At 66.2% G+C, this 19,045-nt stretch carries 20 protein-coding genes; 14 read left to right on the forward strand and 6 right to left on the reverse strand.

Going from position 1 to position 19,045, the window contains the following annotated elements:
- Nucleotides 1-121: 121 nt before the first annotated feature.
- Both J7359_RS05130 and bfr read left to right on the forward strand, forming a co-directional pair.
- The gene (locus J7359_RS05130; protein WP_209055470.1) at nucleotides 122-415 is read left to right on the forward strand and encodes a (2Fe-2S)-binding protein; all 294 of its coding nucleotides are present in this window, start codon (nucleotides 122-124) and stop codon (nucleotides 413-415) included.
- Nucleotides 363-848, forward strand: a complete 486-nt coding sequence (gene bfr / locus J7359_RS05135) for a bacterioferritin (RefSeq protein WP_209055471.1) — start codon at nucleotides 363-365, stop codon at nucleotides 846-848. The genes J7359_RS05130 and bfr overlap by 53 nt, the downstream gene beginning before the upstream one ends.
- 205 nt (nucleotides 849-1,053) lie before the next feature.
- Here bfr and J7359_RS05140 read toward each other — a convergent pair whose 3' ends face one another.
- On the reverse strand, nucleotides 1,054-1,767 hold the full coding sequence (locus J7359_RS05140) for an HAD hydrolase-like protein (protein ID WP_209055472.1): 714 nt from the start codon (nucleotides 1,765-1,767) through the stop codon (nucleotides 1,054-1,056).
- 129 nt (nucleotides 1,768-1,896) lie between these two features.
- Here J7359_RS05140 and glmU point away from each other — a divergent pair, with 129 nt between their 5' ends.
- The 5 genes from glmU (at nucleotide 1,897) to J7359_RS05165 (ending at nucleotide 8,712) form a co-directional block, all read left to right on the forward strand.
- Complete coding sequence (glmU, locus tag J7359_RS05145; RefSeq protein ID WP_209055473.1) at nucleotides 1,897-3,240, forward strand: bifunctional UDP-N-acetylglucosamine diphosphorylase/glucosamine-1-phosphate N-acetyltransferase GlmU; 1,344 nt, start codon at nucleotides 1,897-1,899, stop codon at nucleotides 3,238-3,240.
- A complete protein-coding gene (glmS, locus tag J7359_RS05150; RefSeq protein WP_209055474.1) occupies nucleotides 3,240-5,057 on the forward strand; it encodes a glutamine--fructose-6-phosphate transaminase (isomerizing) in 1,818 nt (605 codons plus the stop codon). The genes glmU and glmS overlap by 1 nt, the downstream gene beginning before the upstream one ends.
- A 115-nt stretch (nucleotides 5,058-5,172) precedes the next feature.
- Nucleotides 5,173-5,832 carry a glutathione S-transferase family protein gene (locus tag J7359_RS05155; protein WP_209055475.1) on the forward strand — a complete coding sequence of 220 codons (660 nt, stop codon included), beginning with the start codon at nucleotides 5,173-5,175 and terminating at the stop codon, nucleotides 5,830-5,832.
- Nucleotides 5,833-5,953: 121 nt separating this feature from the next.
- Nucleotides 5,954-7,915 (forward strand): DNA topoisomerase IV subunit B, encoded by a 1,962-nt coding sequence (parE, locus tag J7359_RS05160; protein WP_209055476.1) that lies wholly within the window; start codon nucleotides 5,954-5,956, stop codon nucleotides 7,913-7,915.
- A 14-nt stretch (nucleotides 7,916-7,929) separates the two neighbouring features.
- On the forward strand, nucleotides 7,930-8,712 hold the full coding sequence (locus J7359_RS05165) for a hypothetical protein (RefSeq protein WP_209055477.1): 783 nt from the start codon (nucleotides 7,930-7,932) through the stop codon (nucleotides 8,710-8,712).
- A gap of 11 nt (nucleotides 8,713-8,723) precedes the next feature.
- On the opposite strand, the gene J7359_RS05170 is transcribed toward J7359_RS05165, so the two are convergent.
- Genes J7359_RS05170 through J7359_RS05180 form a run of 3 tightly spaced genes read right to left on the reverse strand, consistent with a single transcriptional unit; the run spans nucleotide 8,724 to nucleotide 11,149 of the window.
- Nucleotides 8,724-9,131, reverse strand: coding sequence for a cytochrome c (locus J7359_RS05170; RefSeq protein WP_209055478.1), 408 nt, complete (start codon nucleotides 9,129-9,131; stop codon nucleotides 8,724-8,726).
- Between the two features lie 49 nt (nucleotides 9,132-9,180).
- Nucleotides 9,181-9,855, reverse strand: coding sequence for an ABC transporter ATP-binding protein (locus J7359_RS05175; protein ID WP_209055479.1), 675 nt, complete (start codon nucleotides 9,853-9,855; stop codon nucleotides 9,181-9,183).
- Nucleotides 9,848-11,149 carry a lipoprotein-releasing ABC transporter permease subunit gene (locus J7359_RS05180; protein WP_209055480.1) on the reverse strand — a complete coding sequence of 434 codons (1,302 nt, stop codon included), beginning with the start codon at nucleotides 11,147-11,149 and terminating at the stop codon, nucleotides 9,848-9,850. The genes J7359_RS05175 and J7359_RS05180 overlap by 8 nt, the downstream gene beginning before the upstream one ends.
- Nucleotides 11,150-11,274: 125 nt before the next feature.
- On the opposite strand from J7359_RS05180, the gene trpC reads away from it, so the two are divergent.
- The 4 genes from trpC (at nucleotide 11,275) to lexA (ending at nucleotide 14,550) form a co-directional block, all read left to right on the forward strand.
- Nucleotides 11,275-12,078 carry an indole-3-glycerol phosphate synthase TrpC gene (trpC, locus tag J7359_RS05185; RefSeq protein ID WP_209055481.1) on the forward strand — a complete coding sequence of 268 codons (804 nt, stop codon included), beginning with the start codon at nucleotides 11,275-11,277 and terminating at the stop codon, nucleotides 12,076-12,078.
- On the forward strand, nucleotides 12,075-12,548 hold the full coding sequence (gene moaC, locus J7359_RS05190) for a cyclic pyranopterin monophosphate synthase MoaC (protein ID WP_209055482.1): 474 nt from the start codon (nucleotides 12,075-12,077) through the stop codon (nucleotides 12,546-12,548). The genes trpC and moaC overlap by 4 nt, the downstream gene beginning before the upstream one ends.
- Nucleotides 12,545-13,729, forward strand: coding sequence for a gephyrin-like molybdotransferase Glp (gene glp / locus J7359_RS05195; RefSeq protein ID WP_209055483.1), 1,185 nt, complete (start codon nucleotides 12,545-12,547; stop codon nucleotides 13,727-13,729). The genes moaC and glp overlap by 4 nt, the downstream gene beginning before the upstream one ends.
- 89 nt (nucleotides 13,730-13,818) lie before the next feature.
- Nucleotides 13,819-14,550: a transcriptional repressor LexA gene (lexA, locus tag J7359_RS05200; RefSeq protein ID WP_209055484.1), complete on the forward strand. Its 732-nt coding sequence runs from the start codon at nucleotides 13,819-13,821 to the stop codon at nucleotides 14,548-14,550.
- A gap of 207 nt (nucleotides 14,551-14,757) precedes the next feature.
- Here lexA and hemC read toward each other — a convergent pair whose 3' ends face one another.
- On the reverse strand, nucleotides 14,758-15,699 hold the full coding sequence (hemC, locus tag J7359_RS05205; RefSeq protein WP_209055647.1) for a hydroxymethylbilane synthase: 942 nt from the start codon (nucleotides 15,697-15,699) through the stop codon (nucleotides 14,758-14,760).
- Between the two features lie 76 nt (nucleotides 15,700-15,775).
- Here hemC and hemE point away from each other — a divergent pair, with 76 nt between their 5' ends.
- Nucleotides 15,776-16,804: a uroporphyrinogen decarboxylase gene (gene hemE / locus J7359_RS05210; protein ID WP_209055485.1), complete on the forward strand. Its 1,029-nt coding sequence runs from the start codon at nucleotides 15,776-15,778 to the stop codon at nucleotides 16,802-16,804.
- Nucleotides 16,801-17,679 (forward strand): DMT family transporter, encoded by an 879-nt coding sequence (locus tag J7359_RS05215; protein WP_209055486.1) that lies wholly within the window; start codon nucleotides 16,801-16,803, stop codon nucleotides 17,677-17,679. Before hemE ends, J7359_RS05215 begins: the two co-directional genes overlap by 4 nt.
- Before the next feature lie 18 nt (nucleotides 17,680-17,697).
- Here J7359_RS05215 and hemF read toward each other — a convergent pair whose 3' ends face one another.
- A complete protein-coding gene (gene hemF / locus J7359_RS05220) occupies nucleotides 17,698-18,552 on the reverse strand; it encodes an oxygen-dependent coproporphyrinogen oxidase (RefSeq protein ID WP_209055487.1) in 855 nt (284 codons plus the stop codon).
- A gap of 74 nt (nucleotides 18,553-18,626) precedes the next feature.
- Between hemF and J7359_RS05225 the strand changes: the two genes are divergently transcribed.
- Nucleotides 18,627-19,043: a hypothetical protein gene (locus J7359_RS05225; protein WP_209055488.1), complete on the forward strand. Its 417-nt coding sequence runs from the start codon at nucleotides 18,627-18,629 to the stop codon at nucleotides 19,041-19,043.
- The last annotated feature ends 2 nt before the right edge of the window (nucleotides 19,044-19,045 follow it).

Below are 19,045 nucleotides of genomic sequence, written 5' to 3' on the forward strand. Positions count from 1 at the left end.
CGCGCGACAGGTCAAGCGAGACTCGTCAGGCGACACTCGCCCACATGTGTTTCCCAATCGAAAACCTTGGTCTTTACTTATCCGACAAATTCGCTAGGGTCCGCCCAGTTCCGGAGGCTTCATGATCGTCTGCCACTGCACCCAGATTTCCGACCACGAGATCCGCGCCGCCATCGACTGGATGCGCGCATCTGACCCGCACACGATCATCACCCCCGGCAAGATCTATCACGCCCTTGGAAAGTCAGCAGATTGTGGCGGCTGCATGCCGCTGTTTCTGGACACCATGCGCGGTTGCGATAGTCTGGGAGTAGCCCCGCCGATCTTGCGGGCGAAAACAGGCAATACGAAAGGCAACCGGAATGAAGGGCGACGCAAAGGTCATCGAATATCTCAACGCGGCACTACGCTCTGAACTAACGGCGGTCAGCCAGTACTGGCTGCATTACCGCCTGCAGGAAGACTGGGGTTATGGCCACGTGGCCGACAAGTCGCGGGCCGAATCCATCGAAGAGATGAACCATGCCGACCGGCTGATCCAGCGAATCATCTTCCTGGAAGGTCATCCGAACCTGCAGAAGCTGGATCCGCTGCGGATCGGCCAGAACCTCAAGGAAGCGCTGGAGGCCGATCTGGCCGGTGAACATGATGCGCGGACCCTGTATGTCGAGGCGCGCGACCACTGCGACAAGGTCGGCGATTATGTCAGCAAGAACCTGTTCGAGGATCTGATCGCGGACGAGGAAGGCCATATCGACTTCCTGGAAACCCAGCTGGAACTGCACGACACGATCGGCGCCCAGCAATACGGCCAGTTGAACGCCAAGCCCGCCAGCGAGGCGGAATAGGCTCAGGATTTGCGTGTCCCGCCCCTGCCGACTGGCAGATCTGGCACGGGCGGGACACGCTGCCTGATTTGCGGGCGGCGCCTCTGACCGCCCGCATCGGAACCGTTAACGCGGAACGGTTAACGAAGGCTTAACGCCGATTTCTTCTTTGCAGGAATATCCTGAAGGGGCAGTCCCGGCACGGGACGGGCTCGGACCGCCCCCTTTACCGCGCGAAACCGTGACCGGGATCCTCCGGCCCCGATGACCGCAGCCAGCGATGCGCCAAGCCGTGCAGCTCGTCGTAATGGCCGATCAGCGCCTCGGGGGCCAGCCGCGCGATTGCCTCGCCCTCGGGGCCAAAGGACACCAGTGCCACCCGAACCCCGGCGGCCTGACCGGTGCGGCGGTCGGTTTCCGTGTCCCCCAGCAGGAAGGACTGTCCGACCTTCCCGCCGGCCGCCTCGACCGCCGCCCGGTAGGGGCGCGGATCGGGCTTGCGGACCGGCAGCGTGTCGGCCCCGATCAGCGCGTGAAACACGCCTGCGATGCCCAGCTCGGCCAGCAGCGTTCGGGCCAGCGCCTCGGGCTTGTTGGTGCAGACGGCAAGCCGGAACCCGTCGTCCTGCAGCCGGTCCAGCGCCGCCGCGACCCCGGGATACAGCCGCGTGTGGACGGCGATGTTGCGTCCGTAGTGATCCAGAAGCCGGGGATAATCCTCATCCTCGGCCGCCGGCGGCAACAGCGTGTCGCCATTGATCCGCCCGTATCCCGCCCGCAACATCGCGCGGCCTCCGTGAAAGGCGATCAGCGCGTCCGCCACCGGGTCCAGCAGCGCGCCAAGGCCGCGCGCCTCGAAACAGGCGTTCGCCGCGGCGACCAGATCGCCCGAGGTATCGGCCAACGTGCCGTCCAGATCGAAGACCACCGTTCCCGTCATGCGCCATCCTGTCTTGCGAAATGTTCCGTAAACAAAGGTGAACGCGCCCGGGCCGACAGGGCCTTTCCAGCGCGCCGTGCCCGGACTAGAACGCTTTGCAAGCAAAATGAACAGGTAATGAGGGCAGAGATGGCGGATGTTCCGATAGCGGTGGTGATCCTGGCGGCGGGTCAGGGCAGCCGGATGCAGTCGGATCTGCCGAAGGTGCTGCACCGTCTGGGCGGGGTGCCGCTGATCGGTCACGCGCTTGCGGGGGCGCGCAGCCTTGATCCGGAACAGGTCATCGTCGTCGCGGGCCATGGCGCCGATCTGGTGCAGGGGGCCGTGGCGAGGCTGGATCCCGAGGCGCGGATCGTGCTGCAGCGCGAACAGCTTGGCACCGGCCACGCGGTGCGCCAGTCCCTGCCCGAGCTGGAGGGGTTCGAGGGCAAGGTCGTCGTGCTTTACGGCGACACGCCCTTTATCGGGGCCGACACGCTGGCCGCGCTGGCCAGCCACCCCGCCGATCTGGTGGTGTTGGGCTTCGAGGCCGAGGATCCGGGTCGCTATGGCCGGCTGGTGGTCGGTGCGCGCGGGCTGGAACGGATCGTCGAATACAAGGACGCGGACGCAGCCACCCGCCAGATCGCCCTGTGCAACAGCGGTGTGATGGCGCTGGACGCGGCGCGGCTGCGGCAACTGATCGGGCGGCTGGGCAACGACAACGCGGCGGGCGAATACTATCTGACCGACCTGGTCGCGCTGGCCCGTGCCGAGGGGCTGCGCGCCGATGTCGTGACCTGCGACGAGGAAGAGACGCTGGGGATCAATACCCGCGCCGAACTGGCCGCCGCCGAGGCCGCGTTCCAGGCCCGCGCCCGCGCCGAGGCCCTGGAGAACGGCGTCACGCTGAGCGATCCGGGCACCGTCTGGTTCGCGCTGGACACCTGTATCGGTCGCGATGCGATCATCGGCCAGAATGTCGTCTTCGGACCGGGCGTGACGATCGAATCCGGCGCCGAGATCCTGCCCTTCTGCCATCTCGAAGGCTGCCATGTCTCGGCCGGGGCGACGGTCGGTCCGTTCGCGCGGCTGCGTCCGGGGGCCGAGCTGGGCGGGGATGCCCATGTCGGCAATTTCGTCGAGATCAAGAACGCGGTGCTGGAAGAGGGCGTCAAGGTCGGCCACCTGACCTATCTGGGCGACGCGCATGTGGGCGAGCACAGCAATATCGGTGCGGGCACGATCACCTGCAATTACGACGGCGTCGGCAAGCACCGCACCGAGATCGGTCCCCGCGCCTTCATCGGCAGCGACACGATGCTGGTCGCGCCGGTGCGTGTCGGCGCCGAGGCGCTGACCGGATCGGGATCGGTGATCACCCAGGACGTGCCGGACGGGGCGCTGGCGGTGGCGCGGGCGCGACAGGCCAACAAGCCCGGCCTTGCGGTGCGGTTGATGGCCAGCCTGCGCGCCGCGAAGGAGAAGAGATAATGTGCGGCATCATCGGCATTCTGGGGAAGCACGAGGTCTCACCGCAGCTGGTCGATGCGCTGCGGCGGCTGGAATATCGCGGCTATGACAGCGCGGGCGTCGCGACCGTGGACGCGGGCGGGCGGCTGGACCGCCGCCGCGCGGTCGGCAAGCTGATCAACCTGTCCGACCGCCTGGTGCACGAGCCGCTGCGCGGTCACGCCGGGATCGGCCACACGCGGTGGGCCACCCACGGCGCCGCGACCGAAGCGAACGCGCATCCGCATCGGCACGGGCCGGTCGCGGTCGTCCATAACGGCATCATCGAGAATTTCCGCGATTTGCGGGACGAACTGATCGCCGCCGGCATTCAGCCGCAATCGCAGACCGATACCGAGACCGTGGCCCTGATGACGGGCCGGCACATGGAACAGGGCCTGTCCCCGGTCGAGGCCGCACGCGCGACGCTGGCCAGGCTGCGCGGCGCCTTCGCGCTGGCCTTCCTGTTCCAGGGCGAGACCGATCTGATGGTCGTCGCCCGCAAGGGCAGCCCGCTGGCCATCGGCCATGGCGCGGACGAGATGTTCGTCGGCTCGGACGCGGTGGCGCTGGCCCCCTTTACCGACCGCATCACCTATCTTGAGGACGGCGACCACGCCGTGCTGACCCGCGCCGGGGCGCAGGTGTTCGACGGCGACGGGAGCCCCGTCGCCCGCCGCGAGACCCGCATCGACGTGGGCGCGACCGCGATCGACAAGGGCGGCTACCGCCATTTCATGGCCAAGGAGATCGCCGAGCAGCCGGTGGTGATCGGCGATGTCCTGAATCACTATGTCAAGGGCGACCGGATCGTGCTGCCCGACGGGCTTGATTTCGCGGGCGTCGACCGTATCGCGCTGGTCGGCTGCGGCACGGCGCATCTGGCCGGACATGTGGCGCGATACTGGTTCGAACAGTTGGCCGGACTGCCCTGCGACATCGACGTGGCGTCCGAGTTCCGCTATCGCGAACCGCCCTTGTCGGCGCAAAGCTGGTTCGTCGCGATCAGCCAGTCGGGCGAGACAGCCGACACGCTGGCCGCGCTGCATTACGCGCGCGACCATGTGGCGCGGACCGTCGGGCTGGTGAATGTCGGCACCTCGGCGATCGCCCGCGACAGCGATATCGCGCTGCCGACGCTTGCCGGGATCGAGGTCAGCGTGGCGTCGTCGAAGGCGTTTACCTGCCAGTTGACGGTGTTGGCGATCCTGGCGCTGAAGGCCGCGCATGACCGGGGCCGGATCGACGATGCGGACCTGGCCCGGCACCTGGCCGACCTGCGCCGCATCCCCGGCCTTCTGCAACAGGCGCTGGACCTGTCGGATGATTGCCGGGTGCTGTCCGAATGGCTGTCGCAGGCTCAGGACGTGCTGTATCTGGGACGCGGCGCCCTGTTCCCGGTGGCGCTGGAAGGCGCGCTGAAGCTGAAGGAGCTAAGCTATATCCACGCCGAGGGATACGCCTCGGGCGAGTTGAAGCACGGCCCCATCGCGCTGATCGACCGCGACGTGCCGGTGATCGTGCTGGCCCCGCATGACGCGCTGTTCGAAAAGACCGTCTCGAACATGCAGGAGGTGATGGCCCGGCACGGCCAGATCCTGCTGCTGTCGGACCGCGCCGGGATCGCGGCTGCGGGCGACGGCCCCCACGCGACGCTGTGCCTGCCCGAAGGCGGCGGGATCTTTCAGCCGATCCTGTATGCCATCCCGATGCAGTATCTGGCCTATCACAGCGCCGTCGCGAAAGGCACCGACGTCGATCAACCCAGAAACCTTGCAAAATCCGTGACGGTCGAATGAACCGGGACGGTCGTACCGGCGCGGGTTCCTGAACCCTACCCGATGATGCCGCTTTTCGTCGCCCCGCCGCGCGGCTAACCTGCGCGCCGCAGATGCTGGACCAAGGAGCCCGCCCATGCTGACCATTCACGGCGTCACCCGATCGCGCGCGTCACGGATCATCTGGCTGTGCCACGAGATCGGGCTGCCGTTCCGCCAGATCCCGGTGATCCAGGCCTATCGCCTGCCCGACCCGATGGCTGCGGATGCGCCGCTGAACACGCGGTCGTCTGCATTCCTGCGGCTGTCGCCGGCAGGTGCGATCCCGGTCATCGAGGATGACGGGCTGCGGCTGAGCGAGTCGATGGCCTGCACCCTGTATCTGGCACGCAAATATGGCCAGCCCTTCGGCCCCGCCGATGCGGCCGAAGACGCGCTGATGATGCAGTGGAGCTTCTACGCCGCGGCGACGATCGAGACCGATGCCCTGACGCTGCTGTTCCTGCATGCGCCCGGCCGGACCCCGTCGGCCAACGAGGCCGCCGCCGTCGAGGTGGCCGCCGAACGCCTGATCCGTCCGCTGAGCGTGGTCGAGGACCACCTGACCACGCAGGGGAACATGGTGGGGCGGCGATTTACCGTCGCCGACATCAACATGGCCGAGGTGCTGCGCTATGCGCAGGGCTACCGGCCATTGCTGGACCGGTTTCCCGCGATCCGGGCATGGCTGGAGGATTGCCAGTCCCGCCCCGCCTTCCGCAAGATGTGGGAAGCGCGGCTGGCCGAACCGGAATAGAGGCAGGCCGGGCCGACGCTAGGGGATGTGGACGTATCTGCGGTCCACCACAAACCCTTGCCGCCGCAGCCTTCGCCATGAGATAGTGCCACCAAAGCGATACAAAGAAAACGAGCAGCCCATGGCCGACGATCTTCTTTCCGCCGCCGACGCCGGTGCAGACAGCTATTCCGCCTCGTCGATCGAGGTTCTGGAAGGGCTGGAACCTGTCCGCAAGCGGCCTGGCATGTATATCGGCGGCACCGATGAACGGGCACTGCATCATCTGGTCGCCGAAATCCTCGACAACTCGATGGACGAGGCCGTGGCCGGTCACGCCAGCCGCATCGAGGTCGAACTGCTGGCCGATTTCAGTGTCGTGGTGCGCGACAACGGGCGCGGCATTCCGATCGACCCGCATCCGAAATTTCCCGGCAAGTCCGCGCTTGAGGTGATCCTGTGCACGCTGCATGCGGGGGGCAAGTTCTCGGGCGATGCCTATGCCACCTCGGGCGGTCTGCACGGCGTCGGCGCGTCAGTCGTCAACGCGCTGTCGGACAGCCTTGTCGTGCAGGTGGCGCGCAACAAGGAATTGTTCGAACAGCGCTTTTCGCGCGGTGTGCCCGAAGGCCCGGTCGCCAGGATCGGCGCGGCGCCGAACCGGCGCGGCACCACCGTCACCTTCCACGCCGATGAAGAGATCTTCGGCCATCACCGCTTCAAGCCCGCGCGGCTGATGAAGATGGTGAAATCCAAGGCCTATCTGTTCTCGGGCGTCGAGATCCGCTGGAAATCCGAGATCGACGACGGCGAGACGCCCGTCGAGGCGGTGTTCCATTTTCCCGGCGGGCTGGCCGACTATCTGTCGGAAACGCTGAATGGCGCAAGCAGCTATGCCGACCGCCCCTTCGCCGGAACGGTCGATTTCAAGCGATTCAACGTGCCGGGCAAGGTCGATTGGGCGATCAACTGGACGCCGTCGCGCGACGGGTTCATCCAGTCCTATTGCAATACCGTGCCGACGCCCGAAGGCGGCACCCACGAGGCGGGGTTCTGGGCCGCGATCCTGAAGGGCGTGCGCGCCTATGGCGAACGGGTCAGCAACAAGAAGGCTGCGCAGATCACCCGCGAGGATCTGCTGACCGGCGGCTGCGCGCTGGTGTCGTGCTTTATCCGCGAGCCGGAATTCGTCGGCCAGACCAAGGACCGGCTGGCCACCAGCGAGGCCGCGCGGCTGGTCGAAAATGCGGTGCGCGACCATTTCGACAACTGGCTGGCCTCGGACACCAAATCGGCGGGGGCGATCCTTGATTTCCTGGTCCTGCGGGCCGAGGAACGTCTGCGCCGCCGCCAGGAAAAGGAAACCGCCCGCAAGACCGCGACCAAGAAGCTGCGCCTGCCGGGCAAGCTGGTCGATTGCAGCGCCACCAACCGCGACGGCACCGAACTGTTCATCGTCGAGGGCGACAGCGCGGGCGGGTCGGCCAAGGCCGCGCGGGAACGCCAGACGCAGGCGCTGCTGCCGCTGCGCGGCAAGATCCTGAACGTGCTGGGCGCGGCCAGTTCGAAACTGGGCCAGAACCAGGAGATCAACGATCTGTGCCAAGCGCTTGGCGTCGGGATGGGATCGCGCTTCAACATCGACGACCTGCGCTATGACAAGGTCATCATCATGACCGACGCGGATGTGGACGGTGCCCATATCGCGTCGCTGCTGATGACGTTCTTCTTCAGCCAGATGCGGCCGATGATCGACAAGGGCCATCTGTATCTGGCCTGCCCGCCGCTTTACCGTCTGACGCAGGGCGCGCATCGCGTCTATGTCGCCGACGATGCCGAAAAGGACCGACTGCTGGCGAAGGGTCTGGGCGGCAAGGGCAAGGTGGACATGCAGCGGTTCAAGGGTCTGGGCGAGATGGACGCCAAGGACCTGAAGGAAACCACCATGAACCCGAAGACGCGCAAGCTGATCCGGGTCAGCATCGACGACGACGAGGGCGGCGAAACCGGCGATCTGGTCGAACGGCTGATGGGCAAGAAACCGGAACTGCGATTCGAGTATATCCAGGAAAACGCCCGGTTCGTGGAAGAGCTGGACGTGTGAGACGGTGAGCGGAGATGATGCAGTCAATTGTCTCCGCCATCATCGAACATCAGCTGCCGATCATTCTGGGCTGCTTTCTCAGCGGGCTTCTTGGCATGGCTGTGGTCATGCGCCACAGCCGTCACAGCCGCTGGTGGCGCATCGCGGATCTGGTCTGGGTCGCGCTTGGCGGTCTGGGTGTGGTCACGGCGCTGCTGGCCGGGGTCTATGCCGATGACAGCAACCGGCTGAAGCGGCAAATCGACCTGAGCTTTTCGGCATCCGACAGCTTTGATCGCGATGCGGCGCGCTTTCGTTTGCGATATTGCGCGGCCCAGCCTGCCCCGGCCGTCCTGATCCTGTGTGACAAGGTCGAGTTCCTGTCGGCCTCGACCGCGATCAACGCCGATCTGCCGTTTTTCGCGGATGTCGCCCATGCCAGCGCACCGCTGCGAGCGTTGCGCCCCCTGATCGGAGAACCGATGCATCCGGACGGCGAAGGCCGGGCGGATTATGCCGACAAGCTGACCCGTGTCCAAGAGTTCGACATGGCAAGGCTGGTCGCCTTTGATCCGCTTGATGCGGAGGTGGTCATGGCGATCAAGACCGCCGAAATCGCAACACCCGAGATCGCCGCCGATTTCCGGGTTCTGGCCATGACATATCGAGATCTGATCGAATCGCTAAGGCGCGTGAAGGCCGACTGGGAATTCCTGCAAAACAATTCGCTGTTCGTGCTGTTTCAGGTGCTTGCACTGTCGCTGATCGCCATTGCGGCGCCTTTCCGGCTGGGAAAGTCGCTGGTCGAGCTGCGCTGAACGGCAACGACCTATTCCTGCAGCCCCTCGACATATTCCAGCATCGCGACCAGACGCGCGGGCGTGGGCGTCGGAATGCCGTCGCCGCTGTCATACATGACCGTCCTGCCGTCCATCAGGTCGCCGAATTGCGGCATCGGCGATTCGCTGCGGCCCGGGGTGAAGCCGTAGATATGGCTCATTACCCGCGCCTTCGGCAGGACGCCGCCATTGTCGCGGGCGATTCGGGTGATGTCCACGGGCCTGGGCGTCATACCCTCGGCCAGCGGGCCGTCGCCCTTGCCGCCGGGGCCATGGCAATCGGCGCACAGCGTCACATAATCCTCGGCCGCGCTGGACGCCTGCGTTTGCGGTGCGCAGGCGGCGATCAGCCCCGCCAGCCCCACACCTGCCAAACCTGCACAGAATAACGGTTTCATCGCTGCCACCTTGGGTTGCCTGTGCGCAAGCTTGCATCGCCAGCAAGCCTCAGGCAAGCCTTTCGTCAAGCCGGATCACCCGGTCCATCCGCGCGGCAAGATCGTGGTTATGCGTCGCGATCAGCGCCGACAGTCCGGTATCGCGCACCAGCCCCATCAGCACGCCGAAGACCCGGTCCGAGGTTTCGGGGTCCAGATTGCCGGTCGGCTCGTCCGCCAGCAGCAGGGCCGGGCTGTTGGCCAGCGCCCGGCAGAACGCCACCCGCTGCTGTTCGCCGCCCGACAGTTCCGCCGGGCGGTGATCGGCACGCGGGCCAAGCCCCACACGATCCAGCAAGTCGGCGGCCCGCAGCCGGGCCTGCCGTGCCGGAACCGCATTCGCCAGTTGCGGCAGAACGATATTCTCGGCCGCGGTGAATTCGGGCAGCAGGTGGTGGAACTGATAGACAAAGCCCAGCTCGCGGCGCCGCGCCTGGGTTCGCGCCTTGTCCCCCAGCCCGGTCATGTCCCGACCGTTCAACACGACCCGCCCCGAATCCGGCGTGTCCAGAAGCCCCGCGATATGCAGCAGCGTGGATTTCCCCGCCCCCGAAGGCGCGACAAGCGCCACGACCTCGCCGCGCGCCACGGTCAGGTCCAGCCCATGCAGCACCTCGACCGGCGCGGGGCCGTCCTTGCCATAGGTCTTGCCGACCGCTTCCAGACGCAGAACCTCGTTACTCATAGCGCAGCGCCTCGACCGGGTTCATGCGCGCGGCACGGCGCGCGGGAAAGATCGTCACGATGAAGGACAGCCCCAGCGACAGCGCCACGGCCCGGAAGATGTCCCAGGCCCGCAGTTCCGCCGGCAGGCGATAGATGCCGCGCACCTCGGGTTGCCAGGCCCCGCCCCCTGTCAGCGCATTGATGCCCGCCATGATGTGATCCACGTTCAGCGCCAGCAGCACACCAAGGATCACCCCGGCGATGGTCCCGATGATGCCGGTGAACGCCCCGCACAGGAAGAACACGCGCAGCACCGCGCCCTGGGTCAGGCCCATCGTGCGCAGGATGCCGATATCGCGGCCCTTGTTCTTGACCAGCATGATCAGCCCCGAGGTGATGTTCATCGACGCGATCAGCACCAGCACCGACAGGATCACGAACATCACGTCGTCTTCCATGTCCAGCGCGGACAGGAAGGAGCCCGAGGCGTCGCGCCAGCTCCAGACCTGGGCGCCCTCGCCCGCTGCGCGCAGCAGTGGCAGCGTCCAGTCATCGACATTTTCGGGATCGTCCACGAAGATCTCGATCTCGTCGGCGACGCCTTCGCGGTTGAAATAGCTTTGCGCCTCGGCCATCGGCATGTAGATGCGCGTGCGGTCGATGTCATAGCGACCGGCGCTGAAGACATAGACCACCTCGTAGGCGTTGACGCGCGGCGTCGTGCCAAAGGCGGTGCGCGCGCCCTCGGGGGCGATCAGCCTGACCTTGTCACCGATCCGAAGGTTCAGTTCGCGCGCGATCCCGGCGCCGATGGCGACGCCGTTGCCGAAATCCGCGATGTCGCCGGTGGCCGTGGAGGGATCAACGATCCGAGGCATTTTCTTTAGGTTTTCAACGGTTATCCCGTAAACTTCAGCGACGTTTGAACTGTCGTTGGCGGTCGCCATGACCTGCCCGCGGATGACCGGCGCGGTCCGTTCCACGCCGGGGATCTGCGCCAGGCTGGCCGCCATCTGATCGTAATCCGCGATCCGGCCCGGCACGACATAGACATCATCGGTGAATTCGTTCTCGACCCGCTGCGGCGCCATGTAGACGGTGGTATGCGCGTTGGCGCCCAGGATCGTGTCCACGAATTCGGCGCGGAAGCCCGCGCGCACCGACAGCGTCGCGATCAGCGCCATCACCCCCAGCGCGATCCCGATCAGGCTGATCCAGGTCATCACGCTGACCCCGCCCTCGGCCCGTCTTGCGCGCAGATAGCGCCAGGCGATCATGAATTCGTATCGAGAGAACGGCGCGGGGCTGGACATGCGTGAACCTTGCGAAAATCGCGCAGACCCTGACCCCGCGCGCCGGGAAGTTCAAGCCGACAATGGCGTGAGCGGCGCGTGCCCGCCCCCTTCCCTCGGCGCGCGCACGGCGCTAGAAACGGGGCATGGATATTCTGGACAAGATCAAGGCCTACAAGCTGGACGAGATCGCCGCCGCCAAGGCCGCGCGCCCTCTGGCGGATATCGAGGCCGCCGCCCGCGCCGCATCCGCGCCGCGCGGCTTTGCCCGCGCGCTGGACGCCAAGGCCGAAACCGGTCCCGCGCTGATCGCCGAGATCAAGAAGGCAAGCCCGTCGAAGGGCCTGATCCGTCCGGATTTCGACCCGCCGTCGCTGGCCCGCGCCTATCAGCAGGGCGGCGCGGCCTGCCTGTCGGTTCTGACCGACGGCCCCAGCTTTCAGGGCGCGCCCGAGTTTCTTGGCGCCGCCCGCGAGGCTTGCGATCTGCCGGCGCTGCGCAAGGATTTCCTGTATGACACCTATCAGGTCGCCGAAGCGCGCGCGTGGGGTGCCGATTGCATCCTGATCATCATGGCGTCGGTCGATGATACTCAGGCGGCCGAGCTTGAGGACGCGGCGCAGCACTGGGGCATGGACGCGCTGATCGAGGTTCACGACGCGGCCGAGCTGGACCGCGCGCTGCGCCTGAAATCGCCGATGATCGGCATAAACAACCGAAATCTCAAGACGTTCGACGTCACTCTTGATGTCACGCGCGAGCTTGCGCCGCGCATTCCGGCCGATCGGCGGATCGTGTGCGAAAGCGGGCTGTTCAGCCCCGATGACCTGACAGCGATGATGCATGTCGGGGCGCGACGTTTCCTGATCGGCGAAAGCCTGATGCGGCAGACCGACGTGGCCGCCGCGACGCGCCGCATCCTTGAAATCGCCCCGGCGGGGGCAGCATGAGCCTGACCCATTTCGACAGCGCCGGTCAGGCACATATGGTCGATGTCTCGACCAAGGACGTGACGACGCGCGAGGCCACTGCTGAAGGCTGTGTCCTGATGACGGCAGAAACCCTTGCGCTGGCGCAAGGCGGCGCGGCCAAGGGCGATGTGCTGGGCGTGGCACGGCTGGCGGGGATCATGGCAGCCAAGCGGACCTCGGACCTGATCCCGCTGTGCCATCCCCTGCCCCTGTCGCGCGTTGCACTGGACCTGACGCCGGATCACGAACTGCCGGGAATTCGCGTGACCGCCACGGTGCGCACGACCGGGCGCACCGGCGTCGAGATGGAGGCCCTGACCGCCGTTTCGGTAGCCTGCCTGACGATCTATGACATGTTGAAGGCGGCGCAGAAATCCATGCGTATCGACGCGATCCGGCTGGTTGCGAAAAGCGGCGGGAAATCGGGCGACTACAGGGCAGAGCCATGATTACTGTCGTCGAGGCCCTTGCCCATGTGCTTGCGCTGGCCGGCGCGCCCCGGCCAGAGACGGTTCGCCTGGATCAGGCAGCGGGACGTGCGCTGCTGCTGCCTGCAACCGCAAGACTGACCCAGCCCCCCTTCGATTCCGCGGCGATGGACGGCTATGCGCTGCGATCCGAGGATCTGAACGGCGGGCTGACCGTCATCGGCGAGGCCGCGGCAGGGCATCCATGGTCGGGCAAGGCCGCGCCCGGCACCGCAATCCGCATCTTCACCGGTGCTCCGGTCCCTGCGGGTTATGATCGGGTGATCATGCAGGAAAATGCCCGACGCGAGGGTGATCGCCTGACCGTGACCGAGCATGGCGAGGCCACTCATATCCGCCCGCGCGGCGGGGATTTCGCCACCGGCGACCAACTTGCCCCCGGACGGCGGCTGAACGCCGCCGATATCGGCCTGCTGGCCGCGATGAACGTGCCCGAGGTCACCGTCGCTCGCCGTCCTCGTGTCGCGATCCTTGCGGGCGGGGACGAACTGATCCGGCCGGGTCAGACGCCGAAGGACGGCCAGATCATCAGTTCCAACGATCTGGCCATCGCGGCACAGGTGGCCGAGGCCGGTGGCATCTCGAAGATCCTGCCGATCGCCCGGGATACGCTGGAAAGCCTGCGCGACGGCTTTGCCGCCGCGTCCGACGCCGACCTGATCGTGACCATCGGCGGCGCCTCGGTCGGCGATCACGATCTGATCGCCAAGGTCGCGTCCGAACTGGGGATGCAGCGCAGCTTCTACAAGATTGCCATGCGTCCCGGCAAACCGCTGATGGCCGGGAAGATCGCCGACCTGCCAATGCTTGGCCTTCCGGGAAACCCCGTTTCGGCAATGGTTTGCGGAATACTGTTCATGCAACCCCTGATCCGCGCGATGCAAGGGCTTGGCGACGGCATCGCGCTGCGGCGCGCACGGCTGGACCGCGATCTTGCTCCCGAAGGGCCGCGCCAGCACTATCTTCGCGCCGGGCTGCGGGACGGCGACGACCTGCCGCTGATCCGGCCTTTCGCGGATCAGGATTCGGCGCGGCTGTCCCTGATGTCGCAGGCAGACGTGTTGCTGGTGCGTCCTGCTGCGGACCCGGCACGCGCTGCGGGCGACATCGTGACCTACCTGCCGCTGCCACGTCAGGCTTAACCGTTTCTTCACCCCGTTTTGTTCTGCTGATTGACGCGATTCGCGATGCAGGCTAGAACATTAACGGAACATATGGTGAGGACAAACCAATGCTGACCAAGAAGCAGATCCAGCTGCTTGAATTCATCCACAAGCGGATGGCGCGCGACGGCGTCCCCCCCTCGTTCGATGAGATGAAGGATGCGCTGGACCTGCGCTCGAAGTCCGGGATCCATCGGTTGGTGACGGCTCTGGAGGAACGCGGCTTCATCCGCCGCCTGCCGCACCGTGCGCGGGCGCTGGAAATCGTTCGCCTGCCCGATGCGCTGTCCGGTCTTGCGGCGCCCGGTCCAAACCCAAAGGATTCCGAACATCATGGCACCGGGTTCCGTCCACGCGTGATCTCGAACGACCGTCCGGCGCGGCCGCGAGGCGCCGTCAGCATCGTCGACAGCCCGGCCGTTGAACTTCCGCTGATGGGCCGCATCGCGGCCGGCGTTCCGATCGAGGCGATTTCCGAGATTTCGCACCATATCTCGGTGCCCGGCACGATGCTGTCCGGGCGCGATCATCACTATGCGCTGGAAGTCCGGGGCGATTCGATGATCGAGGCCGGGATCAATGACGGCGACGTCGTGGTGATCCGTGAACAGAGTACCGCAGACAACGGTGACATCATCGTCGCTTTGGTCGAAGGGCACGAGGCGACACTGAAAAGATATCGCCGCAAGGGTGCGATGATCGCGCTTGAGGCCGCCAATCCCGCCTATGAGACCCGCATCCTGCCCGAAGAAAGCGTGCGTATCCAGGGGCGGCTTGTCGGACTTATCCGCAGCTATTGATCGGGTCGCGGCAGGCGGCCAGCCTGCCCGGCGAACACTGCAATTGCCATTCATGTAAGACTGGTGCGCCGCCTGCGCGCCATGATCGGTCCGCAGTCAACTGCGGCGCAGGATCTTAAGCCGCTGACGACCGGGAAGGCGCAGTCTGAGATGGGAGGGCACCACGATCTGCCAAGATGCCATCGGGTCACGTTTCGCGACGTTGGATCAGATATGGTCGAAGAATCCCGGACCGGCCTTGGCCAGCAATTCCTCTGCCAGATCATGCCCCATCGCCGGCCCGTCGGCGATTTCGCCATCGCGCCGGCCGCTGATCTCGATGGTCCCGTCCGGTAGCAGGATCTGGCCGCGCAACAGCAGCCTTCCGTCGATCAGTTCCGCCAGCGCGCCGATCGGCGTTTCGCATGACCCGTCCAACCTGGCCAGGAACGCCCGTTCGGCGGCAATGCGCTGGCCGGTCTCGACATCATGGATCGGTCGCAGAAGCGCCGCCGTCATCATGTCATCGTCGCGACGCTCGATCCCGATGGCGCCTTGCGCCACGGCAGGCAGCATTTCGGCGGGATCGATGGCGCTGCGCGCCACATGCAGCATGTCCAGCCGGCGCAATCCCGCCATGGCGAGGAAGGTCGCCACCGCCACGCCGTCCTGCAGCTTTTTCAACCGCGTCTGCACATTGCCGCGGAACTCGACCAGTTTCAGATCGGGCCTGCGATGCGCCAGCTGCGCGCGCCGCCGCAGGCTGGACGAACCGACCACGGCGCCTTCAGGTATCTCGGCGATCGAGGCTACATGCGGGCTGACGAAAGCGTCGCGTACATCCTCGCGCGGCAACAGGCAGTCGATCAGCAGGCCGTCCGGCTGGACCGTCGGCATGTCCTTCATCGAATGCACGGCGATGTCGATCTCGCCCTGGGTCAGCGCCTCTTCGATTTCCTTGGTGAAAAGTCCCTTGCCGCCGATTTCCTTCAGGGGGCGGTCGGTCACGCGGTCGCCGGTGGTCTTGATGACCACCACCTCGAACGCCTCGGCAGGCAGGTCATGGGCAGCCATCAGCCGGGCACGCGTCTCGTGCGCCTGCGCCAGCGCCAGGACCGAGCCGCGCGTGCCGATTTTCAGAGGACGGGTGGGATCGGGCATCTGTGTCATGGCCCTGCCATAGCTGGCGGCCGCGTCCTTGACAACGCCTGCCGCCTCGCCTTCATGGGCCGGGCAAGGAGGCCCCATGACGAAACTGCTGCTGCGTGCCCTGGCCGGAGAGACCCTGCCGACGCCCCCGATCTGGATGATGCGCCAGGCCGGACGCTATCTGCCCGAATACCGCGCCACTCGTGAGAAGGCCGGCGACTTCCTGTCGCTGTGCTACAATCCCGAGCTGGCCGCCGAGGTGACGTTGCAACCGATCCGGCGTTTCGGCTTTGATGCCGCCATCCTGTTCGCCGACATCCTGCTGGTTCCGCAGGCGCTGGGGGCGGATCTGTGGTTCGTCAAGGGCGAGGGTCCGCGCCTGTCCACCATCACCGATGCGGCCGGGGTCTCGGAACTGAGACCCGCCGAGGACGTGCACGAGACGCTGTCGCCAATCTACGAAACGGTGCGGATCCTGTCGCGCGAACTGCCCGCAGATGTGCCGCTGATAGGTTTCGCCGGCGCCCCCTGGACGGTCGCGACCTACATGATCGCCGGCCGCGGCACGCCCGATCAGGGCCCCGCGCATCAGTTCAAATCGGCCGACCGTGCAGCATTTTCCGCGCTGATCGACCGCATCACCGAAGCGACGATCCTGTATCTGTCCGCCCAGATCGATGCGGGCGCCGAGGCCGTGAAGCTGTTCGACAGTTGGGCCGGCAGCCTGGTCGGGCGCGATTTCGATGACTTCTCGGTGGCCCCGGCCCGCAAGATCATCGCGACGCTGAAGGCGCGCCATCCTGGCATCCCGATCATCGCGTTCCCGCGAGAGGCGGGCGAACGCTATGTCGGCTTTGCGCAGGCGACGGGGGCAGACTGCGTGGCGCTGGACAATTCGGTCGGCGCGGAATGGGCGGCCAAGAACGTGCAGACCCAAGGCTGCGTGCAGGGAAATCTTGATCCGCGCCACATGGTCACCGGCGGACCCGATCTGGTTTCCGAGGCGCAACGCATCACCCGCGCCCTGCGCGGCGGACCGCATGTCTTCAACCTGGGCCACGGCATCACGCCCGACGCCGATCCCGACAACGTCGCGCGAATGATCGAGGCTGTCCGGACAGCATGATCTGGGTCGCCGCCACCCTGATCGCTGCGGTGGCGCAGACCGCGCGAAACGCCGCGCAGGCCGGTCTGACCGCGCGGATCGGCACGATCGGCGCGACCTCGGTCCGGTTCATCTTCGGGCTGCCCTTCGCGGCGCTGGCCTTGCTGTGCCTGTCGGTCCTTGCCGATCTGCCGCCGATCGGCCCCCGCACGCTTGCCTTCACGGCGCTTGGCGCAGCCGCGCAGATTGCCGCCACGGCATTCATGCTGCTGACCATGCGCGGCCAAAGCTTTGGCATCGCCACCGCCCTGATGAAGACCGAACCCGTGACCCTGGCCATCATTGGCGCGGTCGTGCTGGCCGAGCCGCTTGGCCCGGCACGAATGACCGCCATCGCGATGGCGACGCTGGGGGTGGTTCTTGGCAGTGGCGCCAGATGGTCTCGCGCGGGGCTGGGCCCGGTCCTGACCGGGCTGGTGGCGGGCGCGCTGTTCGGCCTGTCGGCGGTCGGTTTCCGCGGCGCGCTGCTGTCGCTGCCGCCCGGCGGCTATGTCGTGCACGCGCTGACGATCCTGGTCCTGACACTGGCTCTGCAATCGGCGGCGATGCTGATTTGGCTGGTCATGGCTGACCGTGCCGCGTTGCACGGCATCGTCGCGGAATGGCGGGTATCGCTGTCGGCAGGGGCGCTTGGCGCCTTCGCGTCGCTGTTCTGGTTCATCGGTTTCGCGCTGACGCCGGCGGCGAATGTGCGGACGCTGGCGCTGGTCGAGGTGGTGTTCGCGCAGATCGTCTCGGGTCGGGTGTTCCGTGAACGGACCTCGAAGCGGCAACTGGCGGGCATGGCATTGATCGTGGCCGGGGTCGGGTTGCTGCTGGCGGTCGCCACGACCTGATCCCGTCTCACGCGCGCATCAGGTCCATTTCGCCAGCGGGGGCAGGCTCATCAGGACCGCATCCGGATTGTGCCCCGTTTCAAGCCCGAACCGGGTTCCGCGGTCATAGACAAGGTTGTATTCGGCATACAGTCCGCGATGCACAAGCTGCGTCTCGCGGTCGGCGTCGTCCCATGGCTGCGACATGCGTGCCTCGGCCAGCGGCAGGAAGGCCGGCAGGAATGCGGCGCCAACGTCGCGTGTGAAGGCGAAATCCGCCTGCCAGTCGCCGCTGTTCAGATCGTCATAGAAGATCCCGCCGACGCCACGGGCGCGGCCGCGATGCGGGATGAAAAAATACTCGTCGGCCCATGCCTTGAAGCGATCATAGTATTCGCTGCCATACGGCGCGCAGGCATCGCGAAGCGTCTGGTGGAAATGGGCCGTATCCTCGGGGTATTCGATGCAGGGGTTAAGGTCCGATCCGCCGCCGAACCACCAGGCGCCGGGGGTCCAGAACATCCGGGTATTCATGTGCACGGCTGGGGCGTGCGGGTTCTGCATATGCGCCACGAGACTGATCCCCGAGGCCCAGAAGCGCGGATCCGTGTCCATGCCCGGCACACCGCGCGCGGCCATCGCCGCCTGGGCCTTGGGGGCCAGCGTGCCATGGACCTCGGACCAGTTGACACCGACCTTCTCGAAGACCCGGCCGCCGCGCATCACCGACATCAGCCCGCCACCGCCATCCTCGCCGCGCTGCGTCGGCGTGACGACGAAACGGCCGGGCATGCTGGTTCCCGGACCGCGATCCTCCAGCGCCTCGAAGGCCAGCACGATCCGATCGCGAAGTTCCCGAAACCAGCTTGCGGCGTGGCGGCGTTGGTCCAGCATTCAAACCTCATCGTGAGTTGCCAAGCGGGCCGCCCGGCAGATAGCATCCGCTGACACGCTTAATGAGACAGGCCATGCCCCGCAACACCACCCTTGCCGTGATCGTCCTGCCGCTGGTCCTTGCCGCCTGCGGCACACCGCAGGATCGCTGCATCAGCCGCCATACCGGCGAATACCGCACCGTCAGCCGCCTGCTGGCCGAGGTCGAGGGCAATCTGTCGCGCGGCTATGCGTGGGAGGAACGCCAAGTCGTCCGCGACCGTCTGACCCAATGCCGCGACGTGTATCGCGACAAGGACGGGAACGCGCAGGTCAGCTATACACCCTGCTGGCGGGATTATGTCGATACAGAACGCTATCGCGTGCCGATCGATCCGGCGGCCGAACAGCGCAAGCGTGACGGCCTGGCGGCACGCAAGGCCGCGCTGAGCGATCGGGCCGCCGCCTATGTCCGCGCCTGCAAGGTGGCCTTCCCCGAGGATGGGCAATAGCG

Source organism: Paracoccus sp. R12_2 (assembly GCF_017744015.1).
GTDB lineage: Bacteria > Pseudomonadota > Alphaproteobacteria > Rhodobacterales > Rhodobacteraceae > Paracoccus.

Bases quoted from the DNA above. Each gene is read 5' to 3' on its own strand.
- J7359_RS05130 (WP_209055470.1), top strand. From the start codon at position 122: ATGATCGTCTGCCACTGCACCCAGATTTCCGACCACGAGATCCGCGCC.
- bfr (WP_209055471.1), top strand. From the start codon at position 363: ATGAAGGGCGACGCAAAGGTCATCGAATATCTCAACGCGGCACTACGC.
- J7359_RS05140 (WP_209055472.1), bottom strand. From the start codon at position 1,767: ATGACGGGAACGGTGGTCTTCGATCTGGACGGCACGTTGGCCGATACC.
- glmU (WP_209055473.1), top strand. From the start codon at position 1,897: ATGGCGGATGTTCCGATAGCGGTGGTGATCCTGGCGGCGGGTCAGGGC.
- glmS (WP_209055474.1), top strand. From the start codon at position 3,240: ATGTGCGGCATCATCGGCATTCTGGGGAAGCACGAGGTCTCACCGCAG.
- J7359_RS05155 (WP_209055475.1), top strand. From the start codon at position 5,173: ATGCTGACCATTCACGGCGTCACCCGATCGCGCGCGTCACGGATCATC.
- parE (WP_209055476.1), top strand. From the start codon at position 5,954: ATGGCCGACGATCTTCTTTCCGCCGCCGACGCCGGTGCAGACAGCTAT.
- J7359_RS05165 (WP_209055477.1), top strand. From the start codon at position 7,930: ATGATGCAGTCAATTGTCTCCGCCATCATCGAACATCAGCTGCCGATC.
- J7359_RS05170 (WP_209055478.1), bottom strand. From the start codon at position 9,131: ATGAAACCGTTATTCTGTGCAGGTTTGGCAGGTGTGGGGCTGGCGGGG.
- J7359_RS05175 (WP_209055479.1), bottom strand. From the start codon at position 9,855: ATGAGTAACGAGGTTCTGCGTCTGGAAGCGGTCGGCAAGACCTATGGC.
- J7359_RS05180 (WP_209055480.1), bottom strand. From the start codon at position 11,149: ATGTCCAGCCCCGCGCCGTTCTCTCGATACGAATTCATGATCGCCTGG.
- trpC (WP_209055481.1), top strand. From the start codon at position 11,275: ATGGATATTCTGGACAAGATCAAGGCCTACAAGCTGGACGAGATCGCC.
- moaC (WP_209055482.1), top strand. From the start codon at position 12,075: ATGAGCCTGACCCATTTCGACAGCGCCGGTCAGGCACATATGGTCGAT.
- glp (WP_209055483.1), top strand. From the start codon at position 12,545: ATGATTACTGTCGTCGAGGCCCTTGCCCATGTGCTTGCGCTGGCCGGC.
- lexA (WP_209055484.1), top strand. From the start codon at position 13,819: ATGCTGACCAAGAAGCAGATCCAGCTGCTTGAATTCATCCACAAGCGG.
- hemC (WP_209055647.1), bottom strand. From the start codon at position 15,699: ATGACACAGATGCCCGATCCCACCCGTCCTCTGAAAATCGGCACGCGC.
- hemE (WP_209055485.1), top strand. From the start codon at position 15,776: ATGACGAAACTGCTGCTGCGTGCCCTGGCCGGAGAGACCCTGCCGACG.
- J7359_RS05215 (WP_209055486.1), top strand. From the start codon at position 16,801: ATGATCTGGGTCGCCGCCACCCTGATCGCTGCGGTGGCGCAGACCGCG.
- hemF (WP_209055487.1), bottom strand. From the start codon at position 18,552: ATGCTGGACCAACGCCGCCACGCCGCAAGCTGGTTTCGGGAACTTCGC.
- J7359_RS05225 (WP_209055488.1), top strand. From the start codon at position 18,627: ATGCCCCGCAACACCACCCTTGCCGTGATCGTCCTGCCGCTGGTCCTT.